This is a genomic window from Pseudomonas flexibilis (genome assembly GCF_000802425.1).
GTDB classification, from domain to species: Bacteria; Pseudomonadota; Gammaproteobacteria; order Pseudomonadales; family Pseudomonadaceae; genus Serpens; species Serpens flexibilis.
Genome location: NZ_JRUD01000007.1, coordinates 81,606 through 104,717 on the forward strand (window position 1 = coordinate 81,606; position 23,112 = coordinate 104,717).

Sequence of the window (23,112 nt, forward strand, 5' to 3'; positions counted from 1 at the left end):
AAGGAGGGCTCACCATGACCAGTCGCAGACCCCGTCAACACTCCCGGGTCACCGAAGGGCACCCGTTCCCGCTCGGTGCCACCTGGGATGGTCTTGGCGTCAATTTCGCCCTGTTTTCCGCCCATGCCACCAAGGTGGAACTGTGCCTGTTCGATGATTCCGGCCGGCGCGAGCTGGAACGCATCGAGCTGCCCGAATACACCAATGAAATCTGGCATGGCTACCTGCCCGACGCTCACCCGGGGCAGATCTATGGCTACCGGGTGCATGGGCCCTACGAACCAGAGGCCGGCCATCGCTTCAACCCCCACAAGCTGCTGATCGACCCCTACGCCAAGCAGTTGGTCGGTCGACTGCAATGGTCGGAGTCGCTGTTCGGCTACACCATCGGCTCGCCGGACGGCGACCTCAGTTTCGACACCCGCGACAGCGCACCCTTCGTGCCCAAGTGCAAGATCCTCGACCCGGCCTTCACTTGGGGCGACCAGCAGACGGTGCGTGTGCCCTGGGACAGCACCGTGATCTACGAAGCCCACCTGCGCGGGCTGAGCATGCGCCACCCGGCGGTGCCCGAGGAGCGGCGCGGCACCTTTGCCGGACTGACCAACCCGGAGCTGCTGCGCCATATCCGCTCCCTCGGCATTACCAGCCTGGAACTGCTCCCGGTGCACGCCTTCGTCAACGATCAGCACCTGCTGGACAAGGACCTCAACAACTACTGGGGCTACAACAGCATCGCCTTCTTCGCCCCGCACCCGGCCTACCTGGCCAGTGGTAAGGTCAACGAGTTCAAGGAGATGGTCGCGCGCCTGCATGATGCCGGCCTGGAGCTGATTCTCGATGTGGTCTACAACCACACGGCCGAAGGCAACGAGCTGGGCCCGACGCTGAGCATGCGTGGCATCGACAACGCCACCTACTACCGGCTGATGCCCGACAACCGGCGCTTCTACGTCAACGACACCGGCACCGGCAATACCCTCGACCTCAGCCATCCCTGCGTGCTGCAGATGGTCACCGACTCGCTGCGCTACTGGGCTACCGACATGCGCGTGGACGGATTCCGCTTCGACCTGGCGACCATCCTCGGCCGCCATGCACACGGCTTCGACGAGCGCCACGGCTTCCTGGTGGCCTGCCGCCAGGACCCGGCGCTGAGCAAGGTCAAGCTGATCGCCGAGCCCTGGGACTGCGGTCCCGGGGGCTACCAGGTCGGCGGTTTTCCACCCGGCTGGGTGGAGTGGAACGACAAGTTCCGCGACTGCGTGCGGGCGTTCTGGCGCGGCGATGACGGCATGCTCGCCGAGCTGGCCTGCCGGATGACCGGCTCGGGCGACCTGTTCGACCAGCGCGGTCGCCGCCCCTACGCCTCGGTCAATTTCGTCACTGCCCACGACGGCTTCACCCTGCGCGATCTGGTCAGCTACGACCACAAGCACAACGAGGCCAACGACGAGGGCAATCGCGACGGCACCGACAACAACTACTCCTGGAACCATGGTTGCGAAGGCCCCACGGACGATCCGGATATCCGCACCCTGCGCCTGCGCCAGATGCGCAACATGCTGGCTACCCTCTTCCTCTCGCAAGGTACGCCGATGCTGGTAGCCGGTGACGAGTTCGGCCGCACCCAGCAGGGCAACAACAACGTCTATTGCCAGGACAACGAGCTGTCCTGGATCAACTGGGAGCTGGACGAGGAAGGCCAGCAACTGCTGGCCTTCACCCGTCGTTTGATCGCCTTGCGCCGCAGCTACCCCATCCTGCGCCGCGGGCGTTTCCTGGTGGGCAATTACAACGAGGAACTGGGCGTCAAGGACGTGGCCTGGCTGGTGCCCGACGGCAGCGAGATGAGCCAGGAAAACTGGCACGATGCGAACGCCCGCTGCATGGGCATGCTGCTGGATGGACGCGCACAACCCACCGGCATTCGCCGCAAGGGCGCTGATGTGACCCTGCTGGTGATCGTCAATGCCCATGACGACGCGGTGAACTTCCGGCTGCCCGAGGTGGCCCAGGGCGCCGGCTGGAACTGCCTGCTGGACACCAATCGGCCCGAGCTGCGGGGCGGGGAATCGCATGCCTTTCACAGCGAATTCCTGGTGACTGGCCGCTCGCTGCTGCTGCTGGAGCTGCAGCGCGAAGCGAGGTAAGCGGCGTGCAGATGCCACTGGACAGGCGGCCCCCGATGTTCTGAACCGTCCTGCGTCGCCCTAGTCGGACGCTAGAGGGGGCGGACAAACATCCGCCAGGCTCGCATTCCAGCAATCCGGAGGACCTCGTCATGAAGATTTCCGAAGTCATGACCCGCGACGTGCAGACCATCCTTCCCGAACAAAGCATCCAGGAGGCGGCCAGTCTGATGCAGCGCATCGACTGCGGCGCCCTGCTGGTGCATGAAGGCGACCGACTGGTCGGCATGCTGACCGATCGCGACATCGCCATCCGCGCGGTGGCCCAGGGCCTGTCGCCCGACACGCCGGTGCGCCAGGTGATGAGCAGTGGCATCCGCTACTGCTTCGAGGACGAGGACGTCCAGCATGTGGCCCAGAACATGGCCGATATCCAGGTGCGCCGCCTGCCGGTGCTCAACCGCGAGAAGCGGCTGATCGGCGTGGTATCCCTGGGCAACATCGCCAGCATCCACAGCCAGCGCGCCAGCGACACGGTGCTGCGCGGCGTTGCCAAGGCGCACTGAGGCGCCCTGCCGGGCCGGGAGACTGATCATGAAGGCCGTGGTATTCCATGACGTGGGCGACATCCGCCTGGAAGAGGTAGCGGAACCGACGCTGCAGGCACCCACCGATGCCATCGTGCGGATCACGGCGTCGGCGATCTGCGGCACCGACCTGCACATGGTGCGGGGCACCATGACCGGCATGGTGCCGGGCACCATTCTCGGCCACGAAGGCGTGGGCATCGTCGAGGCGCTGGGCGCTGACGTGCGCAACCTGCAAATCGGCGACCGGGTGGTGATCGGCTCGACCATCGCCTGTGGCAACTGCGTGTACTGCCGTGCCGGCTACTACTCCCAGTGCGATGTGGCCAACCCCAACGGTCCGCAGGCCGGCACCGCTTTCTTCGGAGGGCCGAAGAGCACCGGTCCGTTCCATGGCATGCAGGCCGAAAAGGTGCGCGTGCCGTTCGCCCACGTGGGGCTGGTGAAGCTGCCCAGCAAGATCAGCGACGACCAGGCGATCCTGCTGTCGGACATCTTTCCCACCGGCTATTTCGGCGCCGAACTGGCGGAAATCAAACCGGGGGACACCGTGGCGGTGTTCGGCTGTGGCCCGGTGGGCCAGTTCGCCATTGCCAGCGCCCTGCTCCTGGGCGCCGGGCAGGTCTTTGCCATCGATCACCTGGAAGACCGTTTGCACATGGCCCGCCAGCAGGGTGCGGAGGTGATCAACTTCGACAAGGAAGACCCGGTCGCCACCCTGCGCCGGCTGACGGCCGGCATCGGCGTGGACCGCGCCATCGACGCGGTGGGCGTGGATGCCGAGCAGCCCCATCAGGCCGCACGGCACGGGGAGACCGGCCACTTCCGGGAGGAAGTCGCCAGCGTGGCGCCGCACACCCACCCTGACGGTGACAACTGGCATCCCGGCGACGCGCCCAGCCAAGTGCTGCAGTGGGCCGTGGAAGGCCTGGCCAAGGCCGGCACCTTGTCCATCATCGGTGTGTATCCGGAGCAGGCACGCAGCTTCCCCATCGGCATGGCGATGATGAAGAACCTCACCATCAAGATGGGAAACTGCCCACACCGGCGCTACATCCCGAAACTCATCGAGCTGGTGCTGTCCGGAGCGATCGATCCGGCGCAGATCCTCACCCAGGTCAAACCCATGGGCGATGCCATTGCTGCCTTCCAGGCATTCGACCGACGGGAAAGCGGCTGGGTGAAGGTGGAGCTGCATCCCCAGCGGCAGCAGGCACGCACGGGCGATGAGGAGCAGGTACACGGTGAGGCGCTGCTGGATGACGCCATCGAGGACTCCTTCCCGGCCAGCGATCCCCCGGCGATGACGGCGCCCAAGCGCTCCTGAGCGATGAGCGAGATACGCATCGGCATTTCCGGCTGGCGCTACGCGCCCTGGCGGGGCGACTTCTATCCCGAAGGTCTGGCGCAAAAGAACGAGCTGCACTATGCCTCGCGCACAGTGGGCAGCATCGAGATCAACGGTTCCTTCTATGCCCTGCAGACGCCTGAGCGCTACGCCGGCTGGTACGCCGACACGCCCGAGGGCTTCGTGTTCAGTGTCAAGGCACCGCGCTTCATTACCCATGTGCGACGCCTGCGCGACGTGGAAACCCCGGTGGCCAACTTCTTCGCGTCGGGGGTGCTGCGCCTGGAAGACAAGCTGGGGCCCATGCTCTGGCAGTTTCCCCCCAGCTTTCGCTTTGATGCCGGGCAGTTCGAGCACTTCCTCGATCTGCTGCCTCAGGATGCTGAGGCCGCGCGCGCCTGTGCCATGAAGTGCGACAGCACGCTGCGCCGCAAAGGTTCGCTGGAGTTCACCCGCGAGGGGCCGCTGCGCCACGCCGTGGAAATCCGCCACCGCAGTTTCGTGGTGCCGGCCTTCGTAGAGCTGCTGAGCCGCTACCGGGTCGCCCTGGTGGTGGCCGACACCGCCGGCAAATGGCCCTATCAGGAAGATGTGACCAGCGACTTCCTCTACTTGCGGTTGCATGGCGACGAAGAGCTCTATGCCAGCGGCTACAGCGACGAGGCGCTGGACCGCTGGGCCGCGCGCATTCGCTTGTGGACCCACGGCGACCAGCCCGAGGACGCCCACCTGATCGATCCGCACCGTGCGGTCGAGCACCAGCCCCGGGATGCCTACTGCTACTTCGACAACGACATCAAGGTCCGCGCGCCCTATGACGCACGCGCCCTGCTGGAACGGCTGGGGCTGGCGGATCGACTGGAGTACGCGCCGGGCCAGTTGGAGGCGCGGTCATGAGTCCCGAATCGCTGCGCCACAGCCAGCGGCCGGCGGTGCACCGGCTGCGGCTGCTGACCGTCAATACCCACAAGGGCTTCAATGTGTTCAACCGGCGCTTCATCCTGCCGGAGCTGCGCGATGCGGTGCGCACCCTGTCCACCGAGCTGGTGTTCCTGCAGGAAGTGCATGGCACCCATCACCGTCATCCGTTGCGCTGGAAGGAGTGGCCACCGACGCCGCAGTACGAATTCCTGGCCGACAGCATGTGGCCGGAGTTCGCCTACGGGCGCAACGCGGTGTACCCGGATGGCGACCACGGCAACGCCCTGCTCTCCAAGTTTCCGATCCTGGCGTTCCACAACCATGACGTGTCCATCGGTGATCATGAAGTGCGCGGCCTGCTGCATGCCGAGTTGGACGTGCCCGGTGACCGCGAGGTGCATGCCATCTGCGTGCACCTGGGCTTGCGGGAGAGTCACCGCCGTCGCCAGTTGCGTCTGCTGTGCGGCCTGCTGGCCGAGCTGCCCGGCGACGCGGCGGTGATCGTCGCCGGGGATTTCAATGACTGGCGCCGCACGGCCGATCCGCTGCTGGCCGAGTGCGGCCTGCACGAGGTGTTCACCCGCGCCTACGGCGCGCCAGCGAAGAGCTTTCCGGCGCGCTGGCCGTTGTTGCCGCTGGATCGGGTCTATCTGCGCAATGCCAGCGGGCATGAGGCACGGGCGCTGACCCGTCGCCCCTGGTCGCATCTGTCCGACCATGCGCCGCTGTCTGTGGAGGTGCATCTATGACCGGGGTCTGGCATGGGCAGAACCAGGTGGAGCTGCTGATCAATGGCGAGGACTACTTTCCTCGGGTATTCGAGGCGATCCGCGCGGCGCGCCACGAGGTGCTGGTGGAAACCTTCATCATCTTCGAGGACCCGGTCGGCCAGGCGCTGCAACAGGCGCTGATCGAAGCGGCCGAGCGCGGCGTGCGCATCGAGGTGACCGCCGACGGCTACGGCACCGCCGACCTGGGCAAGGCCTACATCGAAGCCCTGACCCGCGTCGGCGTGCGGGTACACCTGTTCGACCCGCGCCCGAAGATGTTCGGTATGCGCACCAACCTGTTCCGCCGGCTGCACCGCAAGATCGTGGTGGTCGATGGCGAGGTCGCCTATGTGGGGGGCATCAACTTCTGCCTGGATCACCTGCAGGAGTTCGGTCCCATGGCCAAGCAGGATTACGCCGTCGAGGTGCGCGGCCCGGTGGTGGCCGACATCCACCGCGCCGCCGTGGAGTTGCTGGCCCAGTGTGGCGTCGATACCCCGGGGGCCGGGCTGCGTCCCAGCCCCGGCAGCCAGGGGCGCAGTGCCATGCTGCTGGCGATCCGCGACAACGACGCCCACCAGGACGACATCGAGGACCAGTACATGGCGGCGATCCGCAACGCCCGCGAGCGGCTGCTGGTGGCCAATGCCTACTTCTTCCCCGGCTACCGGCTGCTGCGCGAGCTGCGCAACGCCGCCCAGCGCGGCGTGCAGGTGTCGTTGATCCTGCAGGGACAGCCGGACATGCGCTGGGTGTGGGTATTGGGGCGCCTGCTGTATGACTACCTGCTGCGCGACGGCGTGCAGATCTACGAGTACTGCGAGAAGCCGCTACATGGCAAGGTGGCCCTGGCCGACCGGGAATGGAGCACGGTGGGCTCCAGCAATCTCGATCCGCTGAGCCTGTCCCTGAACCTGGAGGCCAACCTGTTCATCCGCGATCCAACCTTCAACCAGCGGTTGTTCGCCCACCTCAGCGAGCTGGCTGAGACCCGCTGCAAGCCGGTCACTCGCCAGGTGCTGCGGCGTGGCTACTGGTGGCGCGCGCCGCTGATGTTTCTGGGTTTCCACGCCGCCCGGCACTTCCCCGCCGTGCTGGGCTGGTTCCCGGCCCACCGTCCCAGGCTGACCACCGCCGCAGCGGAATCGCCGGACACGGTCGCTTGCGGGTCCGGCAAGTCATGAACAACGAGACAGTGCGCAGCGTGCCGCGCGGCCGGCGCCTGTTGCGGCGGCTGGTTACCCTGGCGCTGGTCAGCCTGCTGGCCGTGCTGCTGTTCAACCTGATTCGCCATGTGGACTGGCGCGAAGTCTGGCAGGCGTTGCGCGGCTTCAGCCTGGCAACGCTGGCCCTGGGCGTGGCGCTGGTACTGGTGAGCCATCTGCTGTTCAGCGCATTCGATCTGCTCGGGCGTACCTACACCGGGCACCAGTTGCCCACGCGGCAGGTGCTGCGGGTGGCGTTCGTCTGCTACGCCTTCAACCTGAACCTGGGCTCCTGGGTCGGTAGTGTGGCCATGCGCTACCGCCTGTACTCCCGCCTGGGCCTGGACCTGTCCACCATCACGCGGATTCTCAGCACCAGCATCATCACCAACTGGCTGGGTTACATACTGATGGCCGGCCTGGTCTTCGCGCTGGGGCTGCTGGAATTGCCGGAGCACTGGCGTCTGGGTAGCGAGGGGTTACGTATTGTCGGCGTACTGCTGCTGCTGGCCGGCGTCGCCTACCTGTTGGCCTGCCGCTTCGCCACCCATCGCACCTGGCATTGGCGCGCCCACCGCATTACCCTGCCCTCGCTGCGCTTCGCCCTGCTGCAGGCCAGCATGGGCGCCCTGAACTGGTGCCTGATGGCGTTGCTCATCACCCTGCTGCTGCCCGAGCGCGCCGGCTTTGCCACGGTGCTGGGTATTCTGCTGATCAGTGCCATCGCCGGCGTAGTCACCCACATCCCCGCCGGACTGGGCGTACTGGAAGCCATCTTCCTCGCCATGCTGCAGCACCAGATGCCGGCCAGCGCCCTGCTGGCTGCGCTGATCGGCTACCGGGCGCTGTACTTCCTGCTGCCTCTGTTGGTGGCCTGCGCGCTCTATCTGCTGCTGGAGCGCCGGGCGGGCGCACGATTCCAGGCATCGCGCTGACGCCGAAACGGCGCTAGTTCTCAGCCGGCTTGAGAACCAGGCTGCCCAGCGGCGGCAGGTCGAGGATCAGCGAATGGGCTTCGCCATGGCTGGCCTGCTCCTCGCTCTGGAGTTCGCCCTGGCTGCCGGCGCCAGAGCCGGCGTACAGCTCGTCGTCGCTGTTGAGCAGCACTGTCCAGCGGCCGGGTAGCGGCACGCCGATGCGGTAGGCGTTGCGCGGCACCGGGGTGAAGTTGTGCACCACCAGCAGGGTCGCGCCGTCCCGGTCGTGGCGCAGCCAGGCGTAGACGCTGTTGCTGTGATCGTCGCCAATCACCCAGCGAAAACCTGCGCTATTGCCGTCCAGACGGTGCAGCGCCGGCTCTTCGCGATGCAGCTGGTTGAGGGTGCGCACCAGGCTCTGCACGCCGACATGGTCGCCGTAGCGCAACAGGTACCAGTCCAGTTCCTGATCATGGTCCCACTCGCGCCACTGGCCGAACTCGCAGCCCATGAACAGCAGCTTCTTGCCCGGGTGCGTCCACATGAAGCTGAAGAACAGCCGCAGATTGGCGAATTGCTGCCAGCGGTCGCCGGGCATCTTGTCCAGCAGCGAGCGCTTGCCGTGCACCACCTCGTCGTGGGAGATGGGCAGGATGAACTGTTCGGAAAAGGCGTAGAGCAGTCCGAAGGTCAGTTCGTCGTGGTGATGTCCACGATGGATGGGGTCTTCGGCGATGTAGCGCAGGCTGTCGTGCATCCAGCCCATGTTCCACTTGTAGGCAAAGCCCAGCCCGCCTTCGCGGGTCGGCCGGCTGACCCCGGGCCAGGCGGTGGACTCCTCGGCGATCACTAGCGCGCCGGGCACCTCCAGGTTCACCACGTCGTTGAGGTGGCAGAGGAAGTCGATGGCCTCCAGGTTTTCGCGGCCGCCGTGGCGGTTGGGAATCCATTCGCCGGGCTCTCGGGAATAGTCCCGGTAGAGCATCGAGGCCACGGCGTCCACGCGCAGCCCGTCGATATGGAAAGTGCGCAGCCAGTGGAGGGCCGAGGCGAGCATGAAACCGTGCACCTCGGTGCGTCCGAGGTTGTAGATGTAGGTGTCCCAGTCGCGGTGAAAGCCCTCGAAGGGGTGGGCGTATTCGTACAGCGCGGTGCCGTCGAAGCGGCCCAGGCCATGGGGGTCGGTGGGGAAATGCGCCGGCACCCAGTCGAGGATCACCCCCAGCCCCGCGCGGTGGCAGGCGTCCACGAAGGCGGCGAAATCCTGCGGACTGCCGTGGCGGGCGGTGGGGGCGAACAGGCCCAGCGGCTGATAGCCCCAGGAGCCGCCGAACGGGTGCTCCATGATCGGCAACAGCTCGATATGGGTGAAGCCCAGGTCCAGCACATAGGGGATCAGCTGTTCGCTCAGTTCCGCCCAGCTCAGTTGCCGACCGTCCCGTTCGCCGTGGCGCCGCCAGGAGCCGACGTGCACTTCATAGATGGCCAGTGGCTGGTCATGGGCCTGGCGCTGCGGGCGCTGTTCCACCCATTCGGCATCGTTCCAGGAATAATCCAGCGGCGCGGCCACCACCGAACCGGTGGCCGGCGGCGGCTCGCTGGTGCGCGCCAGAGGGTCGGCCTTGAGCGGCAGCAGGCCCTCCTGGCCGAGGATCTCGTACTTGTAGATCTCTCCGACGCCGAGGCGGGGAATGAACAGCTCCCACACGCCAGAGGGGTGGCGCAGGCGCATCGGATGGCGACGCCCGTCCCAGGCATTGAAGTTGCCGACCACCGACACCCGCCGCGCATTGGGCGCCCAGACGGCGAAGCGCACGCCGTCCACCTCCTCGTGCCGCGCCAGCTGGGCGCCGAACACCTCGCCCAACTGACGGTGATTGCCCTCGCTGAACAGGTAGATGTCCAGATCGCCCAGCAGCGGGCCGAAGGCGTAGGGGTCCTCGGTTTCCTGCACGCTGTCTGGCCAATGGATGCGGTAGCGGTAATCGCGGGGCGGTTCGATGCGCAGACAGAACAACCCGGGGTGGGGTTGTGCCATCTCGCCCAGCAACTCGCCGTCCGGCGGCCCGTCGCCCGTGGGGGCGCCCCGGGATGCCGCCAGCAGCTCGACACGCTGCGCGCCGGGCAGCCAGGCGCGGATGAAGGCACCGTCGCCGTCGCGGTGCGGGCCCAGAAAGGCAAACGGATTGCCGTGCTCGCCCTGCTCCAGGGCCTCGATGGCGGCACGTTCGGTGGCTCGCTGCACGGCGGGGGCCAGGTCGTTCATGGGTGCGATTTCTCCAGCAGCGGGCTGCACAGATCGACCAATCCGTGCAGCGGGACTTCCAGCCAGTCTGGCCGGTAACGCGCCTCATAGCGCAGTTCATAGGCGGCTTTTTCGATGCCGAACAAGGCCAGGGCCGCCTCTTCGCCGCCCGCTTCCTTCCAGGTGTGCGCCAGTTCGGCGGCCGCTCGCCGATAGGCGGCGAGGAAGGCCGTGCGTGACTGTTGCAGGTAGCTGTCGGCAATGGCGCGCCGGGCCCGGGCCGCTTCCTCGGAGCTGTCGCTGCCCTGGGCGTTGCGCATGGCCAGCGCGGCCGCGTAATCGAAGGAGCGCAGCACGCCGGTGACGTCCTTGTAGGGACTGTGCTTGGCACGGCGCTCCTCCAGGCTGCGCTCCGGCTCGCCCTCGAAGTCGATCAGGTAGGCGTCGCCGCCGACCACCAGCACCTGCCCCAGGTGCAGGTCGCCGTGCACGCGCATCACCAGGCCTCCCGCCACCTGGCGGGCCAGGCGCTTCACCAGGGCCTCCAGCGCGTCGCCCTGCTCGCTCAGCCAGGCGGCCTCGGTGCGCACCTCGGCCGGTAGTTGCCCGCGCTGGCTGTCCAGCACGCGCAGCGCCTCGCGCAGTTGCTCGGCGATGTCCGCCGCCCAGGTGTTGCAGAGGGCGCTGTCGGCAGCGCGGGCACCGAACGCGGGATTGTTCGAGGGGCGCGCCAGTACCCGGTGCATCTCGCCCAGGCGCCGACCCAGCATATGGGCGAAGGCGGTCAGCTCCTCCAGCGCGCCGAACTGATTTTCCTGGCTGGACAGGCCCCCGGCCAGTTCGTCACGGATGGCGCGCTCCAGGTTGTTCTGCGTCCAGTTCCAGGCGTCGCCCTGGCTGTCCAGGTAGCCCTGCAGCAGCATCAGGGTGTGCGGAGTGCCTTCGGAATCCATGCGCCGCACCTCGCCCAGCAGCGGCGCGATGTGCGGAAAGCCCTGCTCGGTCAGGTAGCCGCCCATTTCGGCCTCCGGATGGATGCCGGGACGGATACGGCGGATCACCTTGAGGACCATGCGTTCGCCGATCAGCACCGAGCTGTTGGACTGCTCGGCCGTCATCGGTTCGATGGGTTCATCCTCAATGACCTCCAGCTCCGCGAGCTTCGCAGTGCCGTGGAAGATCAGCCGGGTGTGGCGCCAGTTCATCTCGCGTTGCGCACGCAGGGCCTGCAGCACGTCGTGGGTGAAGCCAGGCAGGCTCACGGCGTCGGTGAGCAGGCCAACCCGCTGGCGCCGGCGCAGGCGTCCCAGGGCCAGGCGCTGGGCCAGGCTGGTGCCCGCCTGCCCGTCGCCGAGGAAGGCCAGCGGCAGCTGGTAGTGCGCGGGGCCGTCGTTGCCCAGCACCTCCAGCTCGCACAGCGCATAGGCTTCGCTGGTCAGCGGCTGCAGGTAGAGCAGGTGCAGGCGGCCTTGCGGGTTGCCGCCGAACCAGCGCCGTTTGGCCAGGTAGGTGGGCAGGATGTCGTTTTCCAGGGTTTCGCGCAGCGGCGGTTCGAGCAGCTCCTGCAGGTCGCGCTTGATCACCAGGGTCATCAGCTCCGGCATGCGTTCCAGCGCCGGCTGGTGCCAGGCGGGCATCTGCGTGGCCTCGGCGAGCAGGAACCAGTAGAAGCCGTAGGGCGGCAAGGTGAGGAGATAAGGCAGTTCGCCGATCGGCGGAAAGGCGCTGCCACCGAGCATCTCCACCGGCACCTTGCCATCGAACGCGGACAACTCCAGCTCGGCGGCCTGGGCGGCCCGCGACAGGTTGGCCACGCACAGGATGATCTCGTGCCTGCCATCGACGCCGGTGTATTCGCGCAGGTAGGCGAGCACGCGCCGGTTGCTGGGCGCCAGCATCTTCATCTCGCCGCGGCCGAAGGCCTTCTGCTGCTTGCGCACCGCCAGCATGCGCCGTGTCCAGTTCAGGAGCGAGTGCGGGTCGCGCAGCTGGGCTTCCACGTTGACGCTCTGATAGCCGTACAGCGGGTCCATGATCGGCGGCAGCACCAGGCTGGCCGGATCGGCGCGCGAGAAGCCACCGTTGCGGTCGCTGCTCCATTGCATCGGCGTGCGCACGCCGTCGCGGTCGCCCAGGTAGATGTTGTCGCCCATGCCGATCTCGTCGCCGTAGTACAGCGTCGGTGTGCCGGGCATGGAGAACAGCAGGCTGTGCAGCAGCTCGATGCGCCGGCGGTCGCGCTCCACCAGGGGTGCCAGGCGGCGGCGGATGCCCAGGTTCAAGCGCGCGCGGCGGTCGGCGGCGTAGACGTTCCACAGGTAGTCGCGCTCGTGGTCGGTGACCATCTCCAGGGTCAGCTCATCGTGGTTGCGCAGGAAGATTGCCCACTGGCAGTTCTCGGGAATCTCTGGCGTCTGGCGCAGGATGTCGGTGATCGGGTAGCGGTCTTCCTGGGCGATGGCCATGTACATGCGCGGCATCAGCGGGAAGTGGAAGGCCATGTGGCACTCGTCGCCCTCGCCGAAGTACGGGCGGGTGTCCTCTGGCCACTGGTTGGCCTCGGCCAACAGCATGCGGTCGGGGTAGTTGGCCTCGATCTCGGCGCGGATCTTCCTCAGGACCTCGTGGGTTTCCGGCAGGTTCTCGTTGTTGGTGCCATCGCGCTCGATCAGGTAGGGAATGGCGTCCAGACGCAGGCCGTCGATGCCCAGGTCCAGCCAGAAACGCATGATGCTCAGCACGCCACGCAGCACCATGGGATTGTCGAAGTTCAGATCCGGCTGGTGAGAGTAGAAACGGTGCCAGAAGTACTGCTTGGCCACCGGGTCCCAGGTCCAGTTGGAGGTTTCCGTGTCCAGGAAGATGATCCGCGTGCCCTGGTACTTCTGGTTGGTGTCCGACCACACGTAGAAATCGCGCATGCGCGAGCCCTTGCGCGCCAGCCGGGCGCGCTGGAACCAGGGGTGCTGGTCGGAGGTGTGGTTGATGACCAGCTCGGCGATCACCCGCAGCCCGCGACGGTGTGCCTCGTCGATGAAGCGCCGCACCGTGGCCATGTCGCCGTAGTCCGGGTGCACGGCGCGGTAGTCGGAAATGTCGTAGCCGTCGTCGCGGCGTGGCGAGGGGTAGAACGGCAGCAGCCAGATGGTGTTCACCCCCAGGCTGGCGATGTAGTCCAGGCGTTCGATCAGGCCCTGGAAGTCGCCGATGCCGTCGCCGTTGGCGTCGTGGTAGGACTTCACGTGCACCTGGTAGATGACGGCGTCCTTGTACCAGAGCGGGTCGTCGATGAAGGCCGCCGGGCGCGGCCGGGGTCGTTTCGCCATGTTCCTTGCCTCAGGTTCCGTGGGGGCGGATGCGCCAGATACCGAATGGCAGCACCCAGGGTTCGATGCGCATCCACTGGACCTTGCCGTGCCAGGTCCAGCGCTTGCCGTTCATGAGGTCCTCGCCGTCCATGCTGGCCTCGTCGGGCAGGCCGAACTCCCACAGCGGCAGCTCGAAATGCGCCTCCTGAGCGTGGTACGGATCCAGGCTGATGGCCACCAGGATGAAGTTGGAAAGGTCTTCGCTGCGCTTGCCGAAGTACAGGATGTTGTCGTTCCAGACGGTGTAGGGCGTGAAGCCCAGGTGACTCTGCAGCGCGGGATTGTTGCGGCGGATCAGGTTGAGCCGGGCGATCTCGGCCACGATGTTGCCGGGCTGGCGGTAGTTGCGCGGTTTGATCTCGTACTTCTCGGAGTGCAGGTATTCCTCCTTGCCGGGAATCGCCTCGCCCTCGCACAGCTCGAAGCCGGAATACATGCCCCACAGCCCAGAGCCCATGGTGGCCAGCGCGGCGCGGATCAGGAAACCGGGACGCCCCGAACTCTGCAGGAAGAACGGGTTGATGTCCGGCGTGTTGACGAAGAAGTTCGGCCGGTAGCAGTCGCGCCACGGGGTTTCGTTCAGCTCGCTGAAGTATTGGGCCAGCTCGCGCTTGGTGTTGCGCCAGGTGAAGTAGGTGTAGCTCTGGCTGAAGCCCAGTTTGCCGAGGCGCGCCATCATTGCCGGGCGGGTGAAGGCTTCGGACAGGAAGATCACCTCCGGATGTCGACCGCGGATATCGGCGATCAGCCATTCCCAGAACGGCAGCGGCTTGGTGTGCGGGTTGTCGACCCGGAACAGCGTCACGCCCTGCTCAACCCAGAAGGCCACCACGTCGCGCAGGGCCTGCCACAGGCCCGGCTGGGCGCCTTCGGCGTAGAAGTCGACGTTGACGATGTCCTCGTACTTCTTGGGCGGGTTTTCCGCATAGCGCAGGCTGCCGTCCGGGCGCCAGCTGAACCACTCGGGGTGTTCGCGCAGCCAGGGGTGATCCGGCGAGCACTGGATGGCGAAATCCAGAGCCACCTCCAGGCCCAGGGAGCGCGCCACGGCCACCAGTTCACGGAAATCCTCCAGGCTGCCCAGCTCGGGGTGAATGGCATCGTGGCCGCCTTCCTCGCTGCCGATGGCGTAGGGGCTGCCGGGGTCGTCCGGCGCCGCCGTCAGGCTGTTGTTGCGGCCCTTGCGGTGGGTGTGGCCGATGGGGTGGATGGGCGGGAAGTACACCACGTCGAAGCCCATGGCGACGATTTCAGGCAGGCGCCCGATCACATCGCGGAACGTGCCGTGGCGTTGAGGGTCGTCGGTCACCGAGCGCGGGAACAGCTCGTACCAGCTGGCGAACTGCGCCAGGGGGCGTTCCACTTCCAGCGGATAGTCGAGGCTGCGCAGGCGGAAGGCGCGCTCGCTGGTGTCGGCCATCACCTGGCGGGTCTGGTCATCGAGCAGCAGCGCCACCCGGGCGTCCTGTTCCTCGGTCTGTTCCAGCAGCTCGCTGAGCTGGCGCAACTGCTCGGCCTGCTGGCCGTTGGCGCGGTTGATCGCGCCGCGCAGGTGGCGGCGGCCCTCCTCCAGCTCCAAGTCCAGCTGCAGGCCGGCGGCGTGTTTCTTCTGCAGTTCACTGCAGTAGGTGCCGTAGTCGTCCCACCAGGCCTCGATGGCGAACACCAGGCGGCCGGTCTCGCTCGGCAGCAGGCGCGCCTGCCAGTGATCGTTGCCCAGCAGGGTCATTGGCTGGCTGTGCCAGTCGGAGCGCTCGGCATGCCGCCAGAGCAGTTCGGCGGCCATCAGTTCGTGACCGTCGGTGAAGATCACCGCGCTGATGGTCACCGGCTGGCCGACGATGGCCTTGGCGGCAAAGCGCCCACCTTCCACCACCGGCTCGACGTTCTCGATGGCGATACGCGGTAAGGTCAGGGCTTCCTGCAGACCGACCCGGCCGCTCAGGCGCCAGGATGCAGCGAAAGGCTTGTCCAGCATCGGTGTCGTTCCCTTGCCGTCAGGTTTGGCCCCCGCTCACCCGGGGCTCTATTACCGAACCGCGATGGGTGGGAAAGTTCAGGCAGGCCGGCGGGCCGCTGCCGCCCGTATACTTCGCCCTTTCGTTCTCCGGGATGCCGTTCCATGCCCTCGCCGCTTGCCGCCCTGTACCGCCACGCCATCGACCATCAGGGCTTCGTTGCCGACCCGGCTCAGTGGCACGCCGTGGCGTTGCTCGACGACTGTTTGCGGGCCCTGCACGCCGGAGAGGCGGTCGACGGCGTGTACCTCTGGGGGCCGGTGGGGCGGGGCAAGACCTGGCTGATGGATCGCTTCCAGCACGCCCTGCAGCTGCCCTCGCGCCGCCAGCATTTCCATCATTTCATGCGCTGGGTGCACCGCCGCCTGTTCCAGCTGACCGGCACTGCCGATCCGCTGCAGGGCCTGGCGGACGAACTGGCCGCCGAGGTGCGTGTGCTGTGCTTCGACGAGTTGTTCGTCAGCGACATCGGCGATGCCATCCTGCTAGGAGGCCTGTTGCAGAAACTGTTCGCCAACGGCGTGGTGCTGGTGGTCACCTCCAACCAGCCGCCCGGGCAGCTGTACGCCGACGGTTTCAACCGCGAGCGCTTCCTGCCGGCCATCAAGGCCATCGAGCGGCATATGCAGGTGGTCAGCATGGACGGCAGTCAGGATCATCGCCTGCATCCGGGCACGCCCTGCCAGCGCTATTGGGTGCGCCAGCCACAACAGCCGTCCGTCCTGCCCGGCCTGTTCTCCACCCTGGCCGGCGGAAAGCTGGTCGAGCACGCGCCGCTGGAACTCAACGGCCGCCCCCTGGAGGTGATTGCCCGCAGCAATTCCACGCTCTGGGCCTCCTTCGCCGCGCTGTGCGAAGCGCCCTGGGCGTCCCAGGACTATATCGCCCTGTGCGACCGCTTCCCCGCAATCCTGCTGGGCGATGTGCCCGTGCTGGGTGGTGAGCAACGCGAGGGGCGCATCGCCCGGGGCACCGAGGATGCCAGCGAACAGGTGCAGGCCGGCGATCGCACCCTGCCCGCCCTCGCCCGCAACGACAACGCGGTGCGGCGCTTCATCGCCCTGGTGGACGAGTGCTACGACCGGGGCGTGCCGCTGTACATCGAAGCGGACGTACCGCTTGAGCAGTTGTACGAGCAAGGCTATCTGGCGTTTCCGTTCCGGCGCACCTTGAGCCGGTTGCGGGAAATGCAGCTGGAGCGCTTCGGGCGCTGATCACCTTCTTCAGCGCGGAATCTTCACCCGATCGTCATCGAAGTCGCCGCGTTCGGCATCGCGGTGGCAGGCCACGCAGTTGGCGCGGCCGCCGACCGCTTCGCGGCGGAACTTGGCTTCGCTGACCTCGTCGTGCTTGTGCTCGAACCAACGCGTCTGGCTGATGCGCGGCGGCTCGCCGGCGGTCGGTGAGGGTTCCACCGGCAGGCGGTTGGCCGCCGAGGCGCGCACCAGGAAATCGAGGATCTGCTGTTCCAGCGCCGGCTCCAGCGTGGCATTACTGCCGTAGTGCTCGTCGAGGGTGCTCATCTGCTGACGCCAGGCATCGGCCGGCAGCAGGCCCGGCACGTAGAGCATGTGGCAGGCGGCGCACTCCTCCTTCCAGACCAGCGGGGCATCACTCGGCACCGCCAGGCGCTTGGGACGCTTGTAACGCCGGTCGTGGTCATCATCGTCATCGGCGAAGCTGTAGCCAACCAGCCCCAGGGTCAGTGTCAGTCCGGCGACGGTCGCCATGCGGGCGATATTCATGGCGCGCTCCTACTTCAGGCTGTTGATCCAGGTGATGAAATCGCCCTTCTCCTGGGCTGTGCATTCGCGGGCGAAGACATCGTCGCAGTTGCGGCGAAACCACTTCTCGACCTTCTTCGCATCGGTGAAACGCGCCGGATTGGCCACCGGTGCCAGCGGTTCGACCTTGCGATAGGCCAGCGTCTTGCCGGTCTGGCGAGGATCGTCGGTGTGGCAGGTGGTGCAACTCATGGTCTTGCCGTTGCGCTGTTCCTCCGCGTAATACAACGCCTTGCCGCGTTCGGCGGAAAAGCCGGCAAAGGCCGGGTCCTGCTGGCGCGCCTGGGCGGCGTAGCCCGGCAGCAGCGGGTGTGCGGTTTCAGCCAGCGCCGGCAGGCTCAGGCAACAGGCAAGGGCAATCCAGTGGGCTTTCATGGTGCGTTCTCCGGGAAGGGATGGGTGTGCAGCCTAGGCTCGCCACCTGAAGCGAAGCTGAACGGCTCTGGCCCGGGCATTCAGCTTCGCTTCAGGTGATGGGCTTACAAGGAGGGCAATCCATTCGTAGAGGATCGCCGCCGTGGCTGCCTTCAATCGCTTTCGCGTGTTCCACTGGCTACTGGCCGGATTTTTCATCGCCGTCTACCTGAGCGGCGACGATGCCGAACTGCTGCATATCTGGCTGGGCTACGGCCTGTCGGTGCTGCTGGTGGCGCGCCTGCTGATCGCACCGCTGCGCCTGCGCGGCTTTCCGAAGCTGCTTCCGCCGAAGGCCGAGCGCCGCAAGCCGAGTCTGTCCGCAGTCGGCACCTGGCTGACCTTCGGCGCCCTGGCGAGCTTCGCGCTGGCCAGCCTGATCGGCCTGGGCATGGTCGACAACGGCGACGTGCTGGCCGCCCTCCCCGGCGTGCAGCCGGATCTGTTCGGCGCCGCCAGCGACCTGAATTTCGTCGGCTGGCACGGCGACCCCGAAGAGGTCCACGAGTTCTTCGCCAACCTGGGGCTGTGGCTGATCGGCCTGCATATCGCCTATGTCCTGCTGTTTCGCCGCAAGTCCGTGGGGCCGATGCTGCGCGGCGTGGTGCCGGTGCCGAGCCCCGTGCCGGCTGGCGACTTCACCCGTCTGCAGGTCGTCGCGCGCCACAGCGAGACGGCCGATGCCTGCTCGTTCGTCCTGCAGGCGCCGGCCGAGCAGCGCGCCCGCTTCGCCGCGCAGCCGGGGCAGTTCCTCACCCTGAAGGTGCCGTGCGCCGAAGCGCCGCTGCTGCGCTGCTATTCGTTGTCGCACGACGCTGAGTTGCGCATCACGGTCAAGCGCGTCCCCGGTGGACGGGCCTCGAACTGGCTGCTCGATCACCTCAAGCCGGGTGACGCCATCGAGTCGCTGCCGCCGGCCGGGCAGTTCGTGCCGCGCAGCCTGGATGAGGATCTGCTGCTGCTCGGCGCCGGCAGCGGTATCACCCCGCTGATGGCGATCCTGCGCGCCGCCTTGGTCAGGGGCAGCAGCCGGGTGTGCCTGTTCCAGGCCAACCGCGATGCCGACGCGGTGATCTTCGCCGAGGAGCTGGCGGAACTGCAGCGGGCCTATCCGCAGCGGCTGGTGCTGCATGCCTGGTTCGATGCCAGCCAGGGGCTGCCGGATGCGCGGGCCATCGCCACGCAACTGGCCGACTGGCGCGGTGCGGACTGCTTCATCTGCGGTCCCCAGGCCTTCATGGATACGGCGCGCGCCGCGCTGGAGGAACTGGGCGTCGCCGACGCACGCATCCATCTGGAGCGCTTTGGCGCGGTTGCGAGTTCAAAGGCGCAAGGCGGTCATAGCAGTCACTTGCGCGTGGAACTCGACGGCAAGCGCCACGAGCTGAAGGTCGCTAGCGGCGAGGTGCTGCTGGACGCCATGGAGCAGGCTGGCCTGCAACCGCCGAGCGCCTGCCGCTCGGGCATCTGTGCCGCCTGCAAGTGCCGGGTGGTGTCCGGCAGCGTGACCATGCGCAGCAACCAGGTGCTGAGCGAGCAGCAGGTGCGCCAGGGCTGGACGCTGGCCTGCCAGGCCGAGCCGAGTAGCGCCGAGCTGCAGGTGGAGTACTAAGGGGGGGCGAGGCCGGGCGGCGCTTCAAGGTGTCGTCCGGCCTCGCGCGGCCTCGATCGTCGCGATGTCGATCTTGCCCATGCCCATCATGGCCTCGAAGGCGCGCCTGGCGGCTGCGGGATCCGGATCGGCGATCGCGGCCGTCAGGGCCCGCGGCGTGATCTGCCACGACAGTCCCCACTTGTCCTTGCACCAGCCGCAGGCGCTTTCCTGGCCGCCGTTGCCGACAATCGCCTCCCACAGGCGATCGGTTTCGGCCTGGTCATCGGTGGCGATCTGGAACGAGAACGCCTCGCTGTGCGTGAACGCTGGCCCGCCGTTCAGTCCCAGGCACGGAATGCCCGCGACGGTGAACTCGACGGTCAACACATCGCCCTGCTTGCCGGCCGGATAGTCGCCCGGGGCGTGGGTGATCGCGCCCACCGCGCTGTCCGGAAAGGTCTTGGCGTAGAAGGTCGCCGCCTCCAGGGCGGTGCCTTCATACCAGAGGCAGACTCGGTTCTTGCTGTTCATCTTGGTTCTCCACGCTAAGGGATCGAGCAATCAACTCTAGTCGCAGGGGTTGACCGGCCTCCCCCTCCGGTCGTTCGCTTTTGATCTGTGGACGCAATTCGTCTAAAGTTGCGCCTGAGGAATCAATGATGGAGTTCGGCATGGCCACCCTCGCAACCGTACGTCCCGCCCGCGACCTCTCGAAAGAGCAAGGCGTTACCGGCCTGCGGGCGGCGCTGAACATCCTGGACAAATGGCGGGCCTCCTCGGAGCAGGCCTGCCGCATCCTGCGCATCTCGCGCAGCACTTACACCCGCGCCCGGCAACGCGACCCGGCCTGGAGCGTCGGCCTGGACACCGACCAGCTGCAACGCATCAGCATGGTGCTGAATATCCATGCCGCGCTGCGCCTGCTCTTCGACAACCCCGACAACGTCTACGGCTTCCCGGCGATGGCCAACCACAACGCCTTCTTCAACGGGCGCGCGCCGCTGGAGATCATGGCCCAGGGCGACATGATCTCCCTGTACGAAACCTACCGGCGCATCGACGCCCTGCGCGGCGCGCAATGGTGAGTCTGGCCAAACTCGCCAGCGCCGCCGGCGAGCCGCTGCAGGCCTACCGGCTGGTCAACTCCAAGTTTCCGCCCATCCACCTGTTCGACGACGTGGCAGACGCCGAGGACTTCGACGCGCTGTTCCAGCTGCAGGCGCTGACGAATCCCCGGTTGCAGAACGAGGTGGGCCGCCTGGAACTGATCGCGCGGGAGGAAATCCCCTTCGGCATTCCCGGCTGCTCCTACGCGACGGCCCCCTTCACCCACGTGAACCCCGAGGGCTCGCGCTTCAGCGACGGCAGCTTCGGGGTGCTCTACCTGGCCGACACCCTGACTACCGCCATCGCGGAGGTGCGCTACCACCAGGAGCGCTACTGGTCGCAGGTGCCGGGACTCAATTACGAGCGCTTCGTCTTTCGAGGCCTCACCTGTCGCTTCAACGACGCCGGCATGAAGGACGCCACCGCCATGCCGCTCTCCGATCCCATCTACGCCCCCGACGACTACAGCCACGCCCGCCAGCTGGGCCACGCGCTGAAACGCAGCGGCTGCCCCGGCTTGCGCTACCACTCGGTCCGTTCCCCCGGCAACCATTGTTGGGCGTTGCTGACGCCCAGGCCGGTCACCGCGATTCTGCAGACGGCACATTACGAGATGATCTGGAACCAGCGGATCGTCGGGGTGAATCGGCTGGCGGGGCTGGAGATGCGATAGGTGCGTTGCGTGCAGTTGCTGACCGAATTTGATTTCTGCATGGGGGCTGGGTGACCTACATCGGCATTCGCGCCGTAAGAGTCCATGGACTGTAGGAACGCCTAGTGATAGCTTCTAGCCATTATCCCAGTACAACATAAGGGAAGACATGACGTTTAAGTCGGTGAAGCGGCTGCTCTGGATAGCGGTGGCTCTTTTATCTCTTGCTGCTGTCCTCTGGCAATTGCATTTAATGGTCAATAATCCCACTGTAAGTTTTTACTCAGAAAGAGCGATCGAGTCTCTACAAAAGGAAATTGAAAAAGAGCTGGCCAAGCGTGCAACACCAGAGGGACTTAATGCAAGAATTATCCAAGCGCTCAATCCAACTCCAGCAGATTGGCTAATAATTGACGAAATTGAATATTACGCCAGCGAACAAGGCATTGTTCTCAACCCCGACGTGATCTTGCGGATCAAGGAGCGCAAGGCGAAGGAACGCGGATTATTGGCTGGTTCCAAACAGTGCTGGAGTTGTATTACCACTCCTAATCAATGCCCATTGTCGGCGGCAAAACTGTGTGACGTGGCTGTTGAAATAACTCCCATTGGGGATGTGCGGACCTTGGTCAGTGAGGATGCGGACCAGATTGATATTGCGCTTGCCACTGTGGGTCTGGCTGCCACAGGGGTTGCTGTGTTTACGGGGGGGAGTACTGCCGGTGTAAAGGCAGGTGCGGGGCTGGCCAAGGCTGCTCGCAAGGCCGGAAGCATTACTCGCCCGATGACCAAACATCTAACGCAACTTGCAGACAACATGGTTGATATTGCGAAGATATCAGATGGCACCTGGAAGAATCCCCGTATGCTCACCGAAGCTGTCGATATGAAAAAACTAAACGCCTTGCAGGACTGGGTAAGCGATCTGACCAAGATGCGCAGTTCCGTGGGCACGGTTATCACCATGAAAATCCTGCATCATGCGGATACGCCAGCAGAACTGCGAGCATTGAGTCGCGCCAGCGAGGCAGTAAAGAAGAGAATGCTGGTGGCCCTGGATGTAATTGGAAAGAGCCGCCTGATCAAACTCACCATGCAGCTGAGCGATGCAGCCTTAACATTGATTGGCGCAATTCTCACCGGAGTGTTTGCCCTTATAGGGCTTTTCTGGAGCGCGGTATTTCCCGTGCTCAAGGTGGCTATTCTGAAGGCTACGGGCAGTCTGGCCGTTAGGTCAGCCGCCAAGCTCAAGCCGGCTGCAATTACTACCTCGGAAGCATGCCAGTGAAGGAGCACCCGGACGTCTCACGAAACTGGTTTATTCAGGGCGGCCAAGCCTACGCCCGCTTCCGCCCCGAGTATCCTCCTGAGCTGGCGGCTTTCCTGGCCTCCATCTCCCCCAATACCCACCTTGCCATTGATGTCGGCTGCGGCAACGGCCAGCTCACCCACCAATTGGCCGAGCATTTCACCTCCGTGACCGGCATTGACCCGAGCGCCGAGCAGATCGCCCACGCCCTCCCACGGGAAAACCTGACCTACCGCTGCGCCCCTGCCGAAGCCATGCCCCTCTCCGACCGTTGCGCAAGCCTGGTGACGGCCGCCCAGGCCGCGCACTGGTTCGACCTGCCGGCGTTCTACGCCGAAGTGCGCCGCATCGCGGTGCCCGAGGCCGTCGTGGCGTTGATCAGCTACGGCGTCCTGCATCTGGAAGGCGAGCTGGGTGCCCGCTTCGACAGGTTCTACGCGCAGGAAATTGGCCCCTACTGGCCGGAGGAACGAAAGCTGGTGGACAGCGGTTATGCCACGCTGGATTTCCCGTTCGCGCCGGTCGAATTACCCGCGCTGCAGATCCGCCTCGACTGGAACCTGGAACAGTTCCTCGGCTATCTCTCGACCTGGTCGGCGGTGCGCCGTGCCCGCGAGGCAGGAAAGGAAGACGTGTTGCAGCGCTTTGCCAGCGATATTGCGCAGCTCTGGGGCGCTGCCGAGGCGAAGTGGGAGATTTGCTGGCCCATCAATGGGCGGGTTGGGCGGGTGTAGGTATCGC

19 protein-coding genes are annotated in these 23,112 nt (G+C 65.9%); 13 read left to right on the forward strand and 6 right to left on the reverse strand.

All coding sequences use genetic code 11. The features are described from left to right. The first annotated feature begins 14 nt into the window (after positions 1-14). From glgX to SF06_RS05585, 7 genes are all read left to right on the forward strand, one after another. A complete protein-coding gene (gene glgX / locus SF06_RS05555; RefSeq protein ID WP_039560265.1) occupies positions 15-2,153 on the forward strand; it encodes a glycogen debranching protein GlgX in 2,139 nt (712 codons plus the stop codon). Positions 2,154-2,284: 131 nt separating this feature from the next. Next, on the forward strand, positions 2,285-2,698 hold the full coding sequence (locus SF06_RS05560) for a CBS domain-containing protein (RefSeq protein ID WP_027590301.1): 414 nt from the start codon (positions 2,285-2,287) through the stop codon (positions 2,696-2,698). A 28-nt stretch (positions 2,699-2,726) separates the two neighbouring features. Next, positions 2,727-4,046, forward strand: coding sequence for a zinc-dependent alcohol dehydrogenase (locus SF06_RS05565; RefSeq protein WP_039560266.1), 1,320 nt, complete (start codon positions 2,727-2,729; stop codon positions 4,044-4,046). Between the two features lie 3 nt (positions 4,047-4,049). Next, the gene (locus SF06_RS05570) at positions 4,050-4,964 is read left to right on the forward strand and encodes a DUF72 domain-containing protein (RefSeq protein WP_039560267.1); all 915 of its coding nucleotides are present in this window, start codon (positions 4,050-4,052) and stop codon (positions 4,962-4,964) included. After that, a complete protein-coding gene (locus tag SF06_RS05575; RefSeq protein ID WP_037008779.1) occupies positions 4,961-5,737 on the forward strand; it encodes an endonuclease/exonuclease/phosphatase family protein in 777 nt (258 codons plus the stop codon). The genes SF06_RS05570 and SF06_RS05575 overlap by 4 nt, the downstream gene beginning before the upstream one ends. Then, positions 5,734-6,942: a cardiolipin synthase ClsB gene (gene clsB / locus SF06_RS05580; protein WP_051587409.1), complete on the forward strand. Its 1,209-nt coding sequence runs from the start codon at positions 5,734-5,736 to the stop codon at positions 6,940-6,942. Before SF06_RS05575 ends, clsB begins: the two co-directional genes overlap by 4 nt. Then, positions 6,939-7,898: a lysylphosphatidylglycerol synthase domain-containing protein gene (locus SF06_RS05585; protein WP_039560268.1), complete on the forward strand. Its 960-nt coding sequence runs from the start codon at positions 6,939-6,941 to the stop codon at positions 7,896-7,898. The genes clsB and SF06_RS05585 overlap by 4 nt, the downstream gene beginning before the upstream one ends. Before the next feature lie 13 nt (positions 7,899-7,911). Here the strand turns inward: SF06_RS05585 and glgB are convergent, their stop codons facing one another. Genes glgB through SF06_RS05600 form a run of 3 tightly spaced genes read right to left on the reverse strand, consistent with a single transcriptional unit; the run spans position 7,912 to position 15,471 of the window. Beyond that, on the reverse strand, positions 7,912-10,146 hold the full coding sequence (glgB, locus tag SF06_RS05590; RefSeq protein ID WP_052199724.1) for a 1,4-alpha-glucan branching protein GlgB: 2,235 nt from the start codon (positions 10,144-10,146) through the stop codon (positions 7,912-7,914). Then, on the reverse strand, positions 10,143-13,451 hold the full coding sequence (treS, locus tag SF06_RS05595) for a maltose alpha-D-glucosyltransferase (protein WP_027590307.1): 3,309 nt from the start codon (positions 13,449-13,451) through the stop codon (positions 10,143-10,145). Before treS ends, glgB begins: the two co-directional genes overlap by 4 nt. Positions 13,452-13,461: 10 nt before the next feature. Then, the gene (locus tag SF06_RS05600) at positions 13,462-15,471 is read right to left on the reverse strand and encodes an alpha-1,4-glucan--maltose-1-phosphate maltosyltransferase (protein WP_051587410.1); all 2,010 of its coding nucleotides are present in this window, start codon (positions 15,469-15,471) and stop codon (positions 13,462-13,464) included. Positions 15,472-15,615: 144 nt separating this feature from the next. On the opposite strand from SF06_RS05600, the gene zapE reads away from it, so the two are divergent. Then, complete coding sequence (zapE, locus tag SF06_RS05605; RefSeq protein ID WP_039560269.1) at positions 15,616-16,725, forward strand: cell division protein ZapE; 1,110 nt, start codon at positions 15,616-15,618, stop codon at positions 16,723-16,725. Positions 16,726-16,734: 9 nt separating this feature from the next. Here zapE and SF06_RS05610 read toward each other — a convergent pair whose 3' ends face one another. Next, complete coding sequence (locus tag SF06_RS05610; RefSeq protein ID WP_039560270.1) at positions 16,735-17,256, reverse strand: diheme cytochrome c; 522 nt, start codon at positions 17,254-17,256, stop codon at positions 16,735-16,737. Between the two features lie 9 nt (positions 17,257-17,265). Continuing rightward, complete coding sequence (locus SF06_RS05615; protein WP_027590311.1) at positions 17,266-17,670, reverse strand: DUF1924 domain-containing protein; 405 nt, start codon at positions 17,668-17,670, stop codon at positions 17,266-17,268. A gap of 142 nt (positions 17,671-17,812) precedes the next feature. Here SF06_RS05615 and SF06_RS05620 point away from each other — a divergent pair, with 142 nt between their 5' ends. Then, positions 17,813-19,321: a 2Fe-2S iron-sulfur cluster-binding protein gene (locus SF06_RS05620; RefSeq protein WP_039560271.1), complete on the forward strand. Its 1,509-nt coding sequence runs from the start codon at positions 17,813-17,815 to the stop codon at positions 19,319-19,321. Between the two features lie 24 nt (positions 19,322-19,345). Here SF06_RS05620 and SF06_RS05625 read toward each other — a convergent pair whose 3' ends face one another. After that, entirely contained in the window at positions 19,346-19,834 is a 489-nt protein-coding gene (locus tag SF06_RS05625; protein WP_039560272.1) for a VOC family protein, read from the reverse strand. A gap of 140 nt (positions 19,835-19,974) precedes the next feature. Here SF06_RS05625 and SF06_RS05630 point away from each other — a divergent pair, with 140 nt between their 5' ends. The 4 genes from SF06_RS05630 (at position 19,975) to SF06_RS05645 (ending at position 23,105) form a co-directional block, all read left to right on the forward strand. Beyond that, positions 19,975-20,388, forward strand: coding sequence for an antitoxin Xre-like helix-turn-helix domain-containing protein (locus tag SF06_RS05630; RefSeq protein WP_039560372.1), 414 nt, complete (start codon positions 19,975-19,977; stop codon positions 20,386-20,388). Next, a complete protein-coding gene (locus SF06_RS05635) occupies positions 20,382-21,083 on the forward strand; it encodes an RES family NAD+ phosphorylase (protein ID WP_039560273.1) in 702 nt (233 codons plus the stop codon). Before SF06_RS05630 ends, SF06_RS05635 begins: the two co-directional genes overlap by 7 nt. A gap of 148 nt (positions 21,084-21,231) precedes the next feature. After that, entirely contained in the window at positions 21,232-22,350 is a 1,119-nt protein-coding gene (locus SF06_RS18270; RefSeq protein ID WP_139326683.1) for a hypothetical protein, read from the forward strand. Then, positions 22,347-23,105 (forward strand): class I SAM-dependent methyltransferase, encoded by a 759-nt coding sequence (locus SF06_RS05645; protein ID WP_234703308.1) that lies wholly within the window; start codon positions 22,347-22,349, stop codon positions 23,103-23,105. Before SF06_RS18270 ends, SF06_RS05645 begins: the two co-directional genes overlap by 4 nt. Positions 23,106-23,112 lie beyond the last annotated feature (7 nt).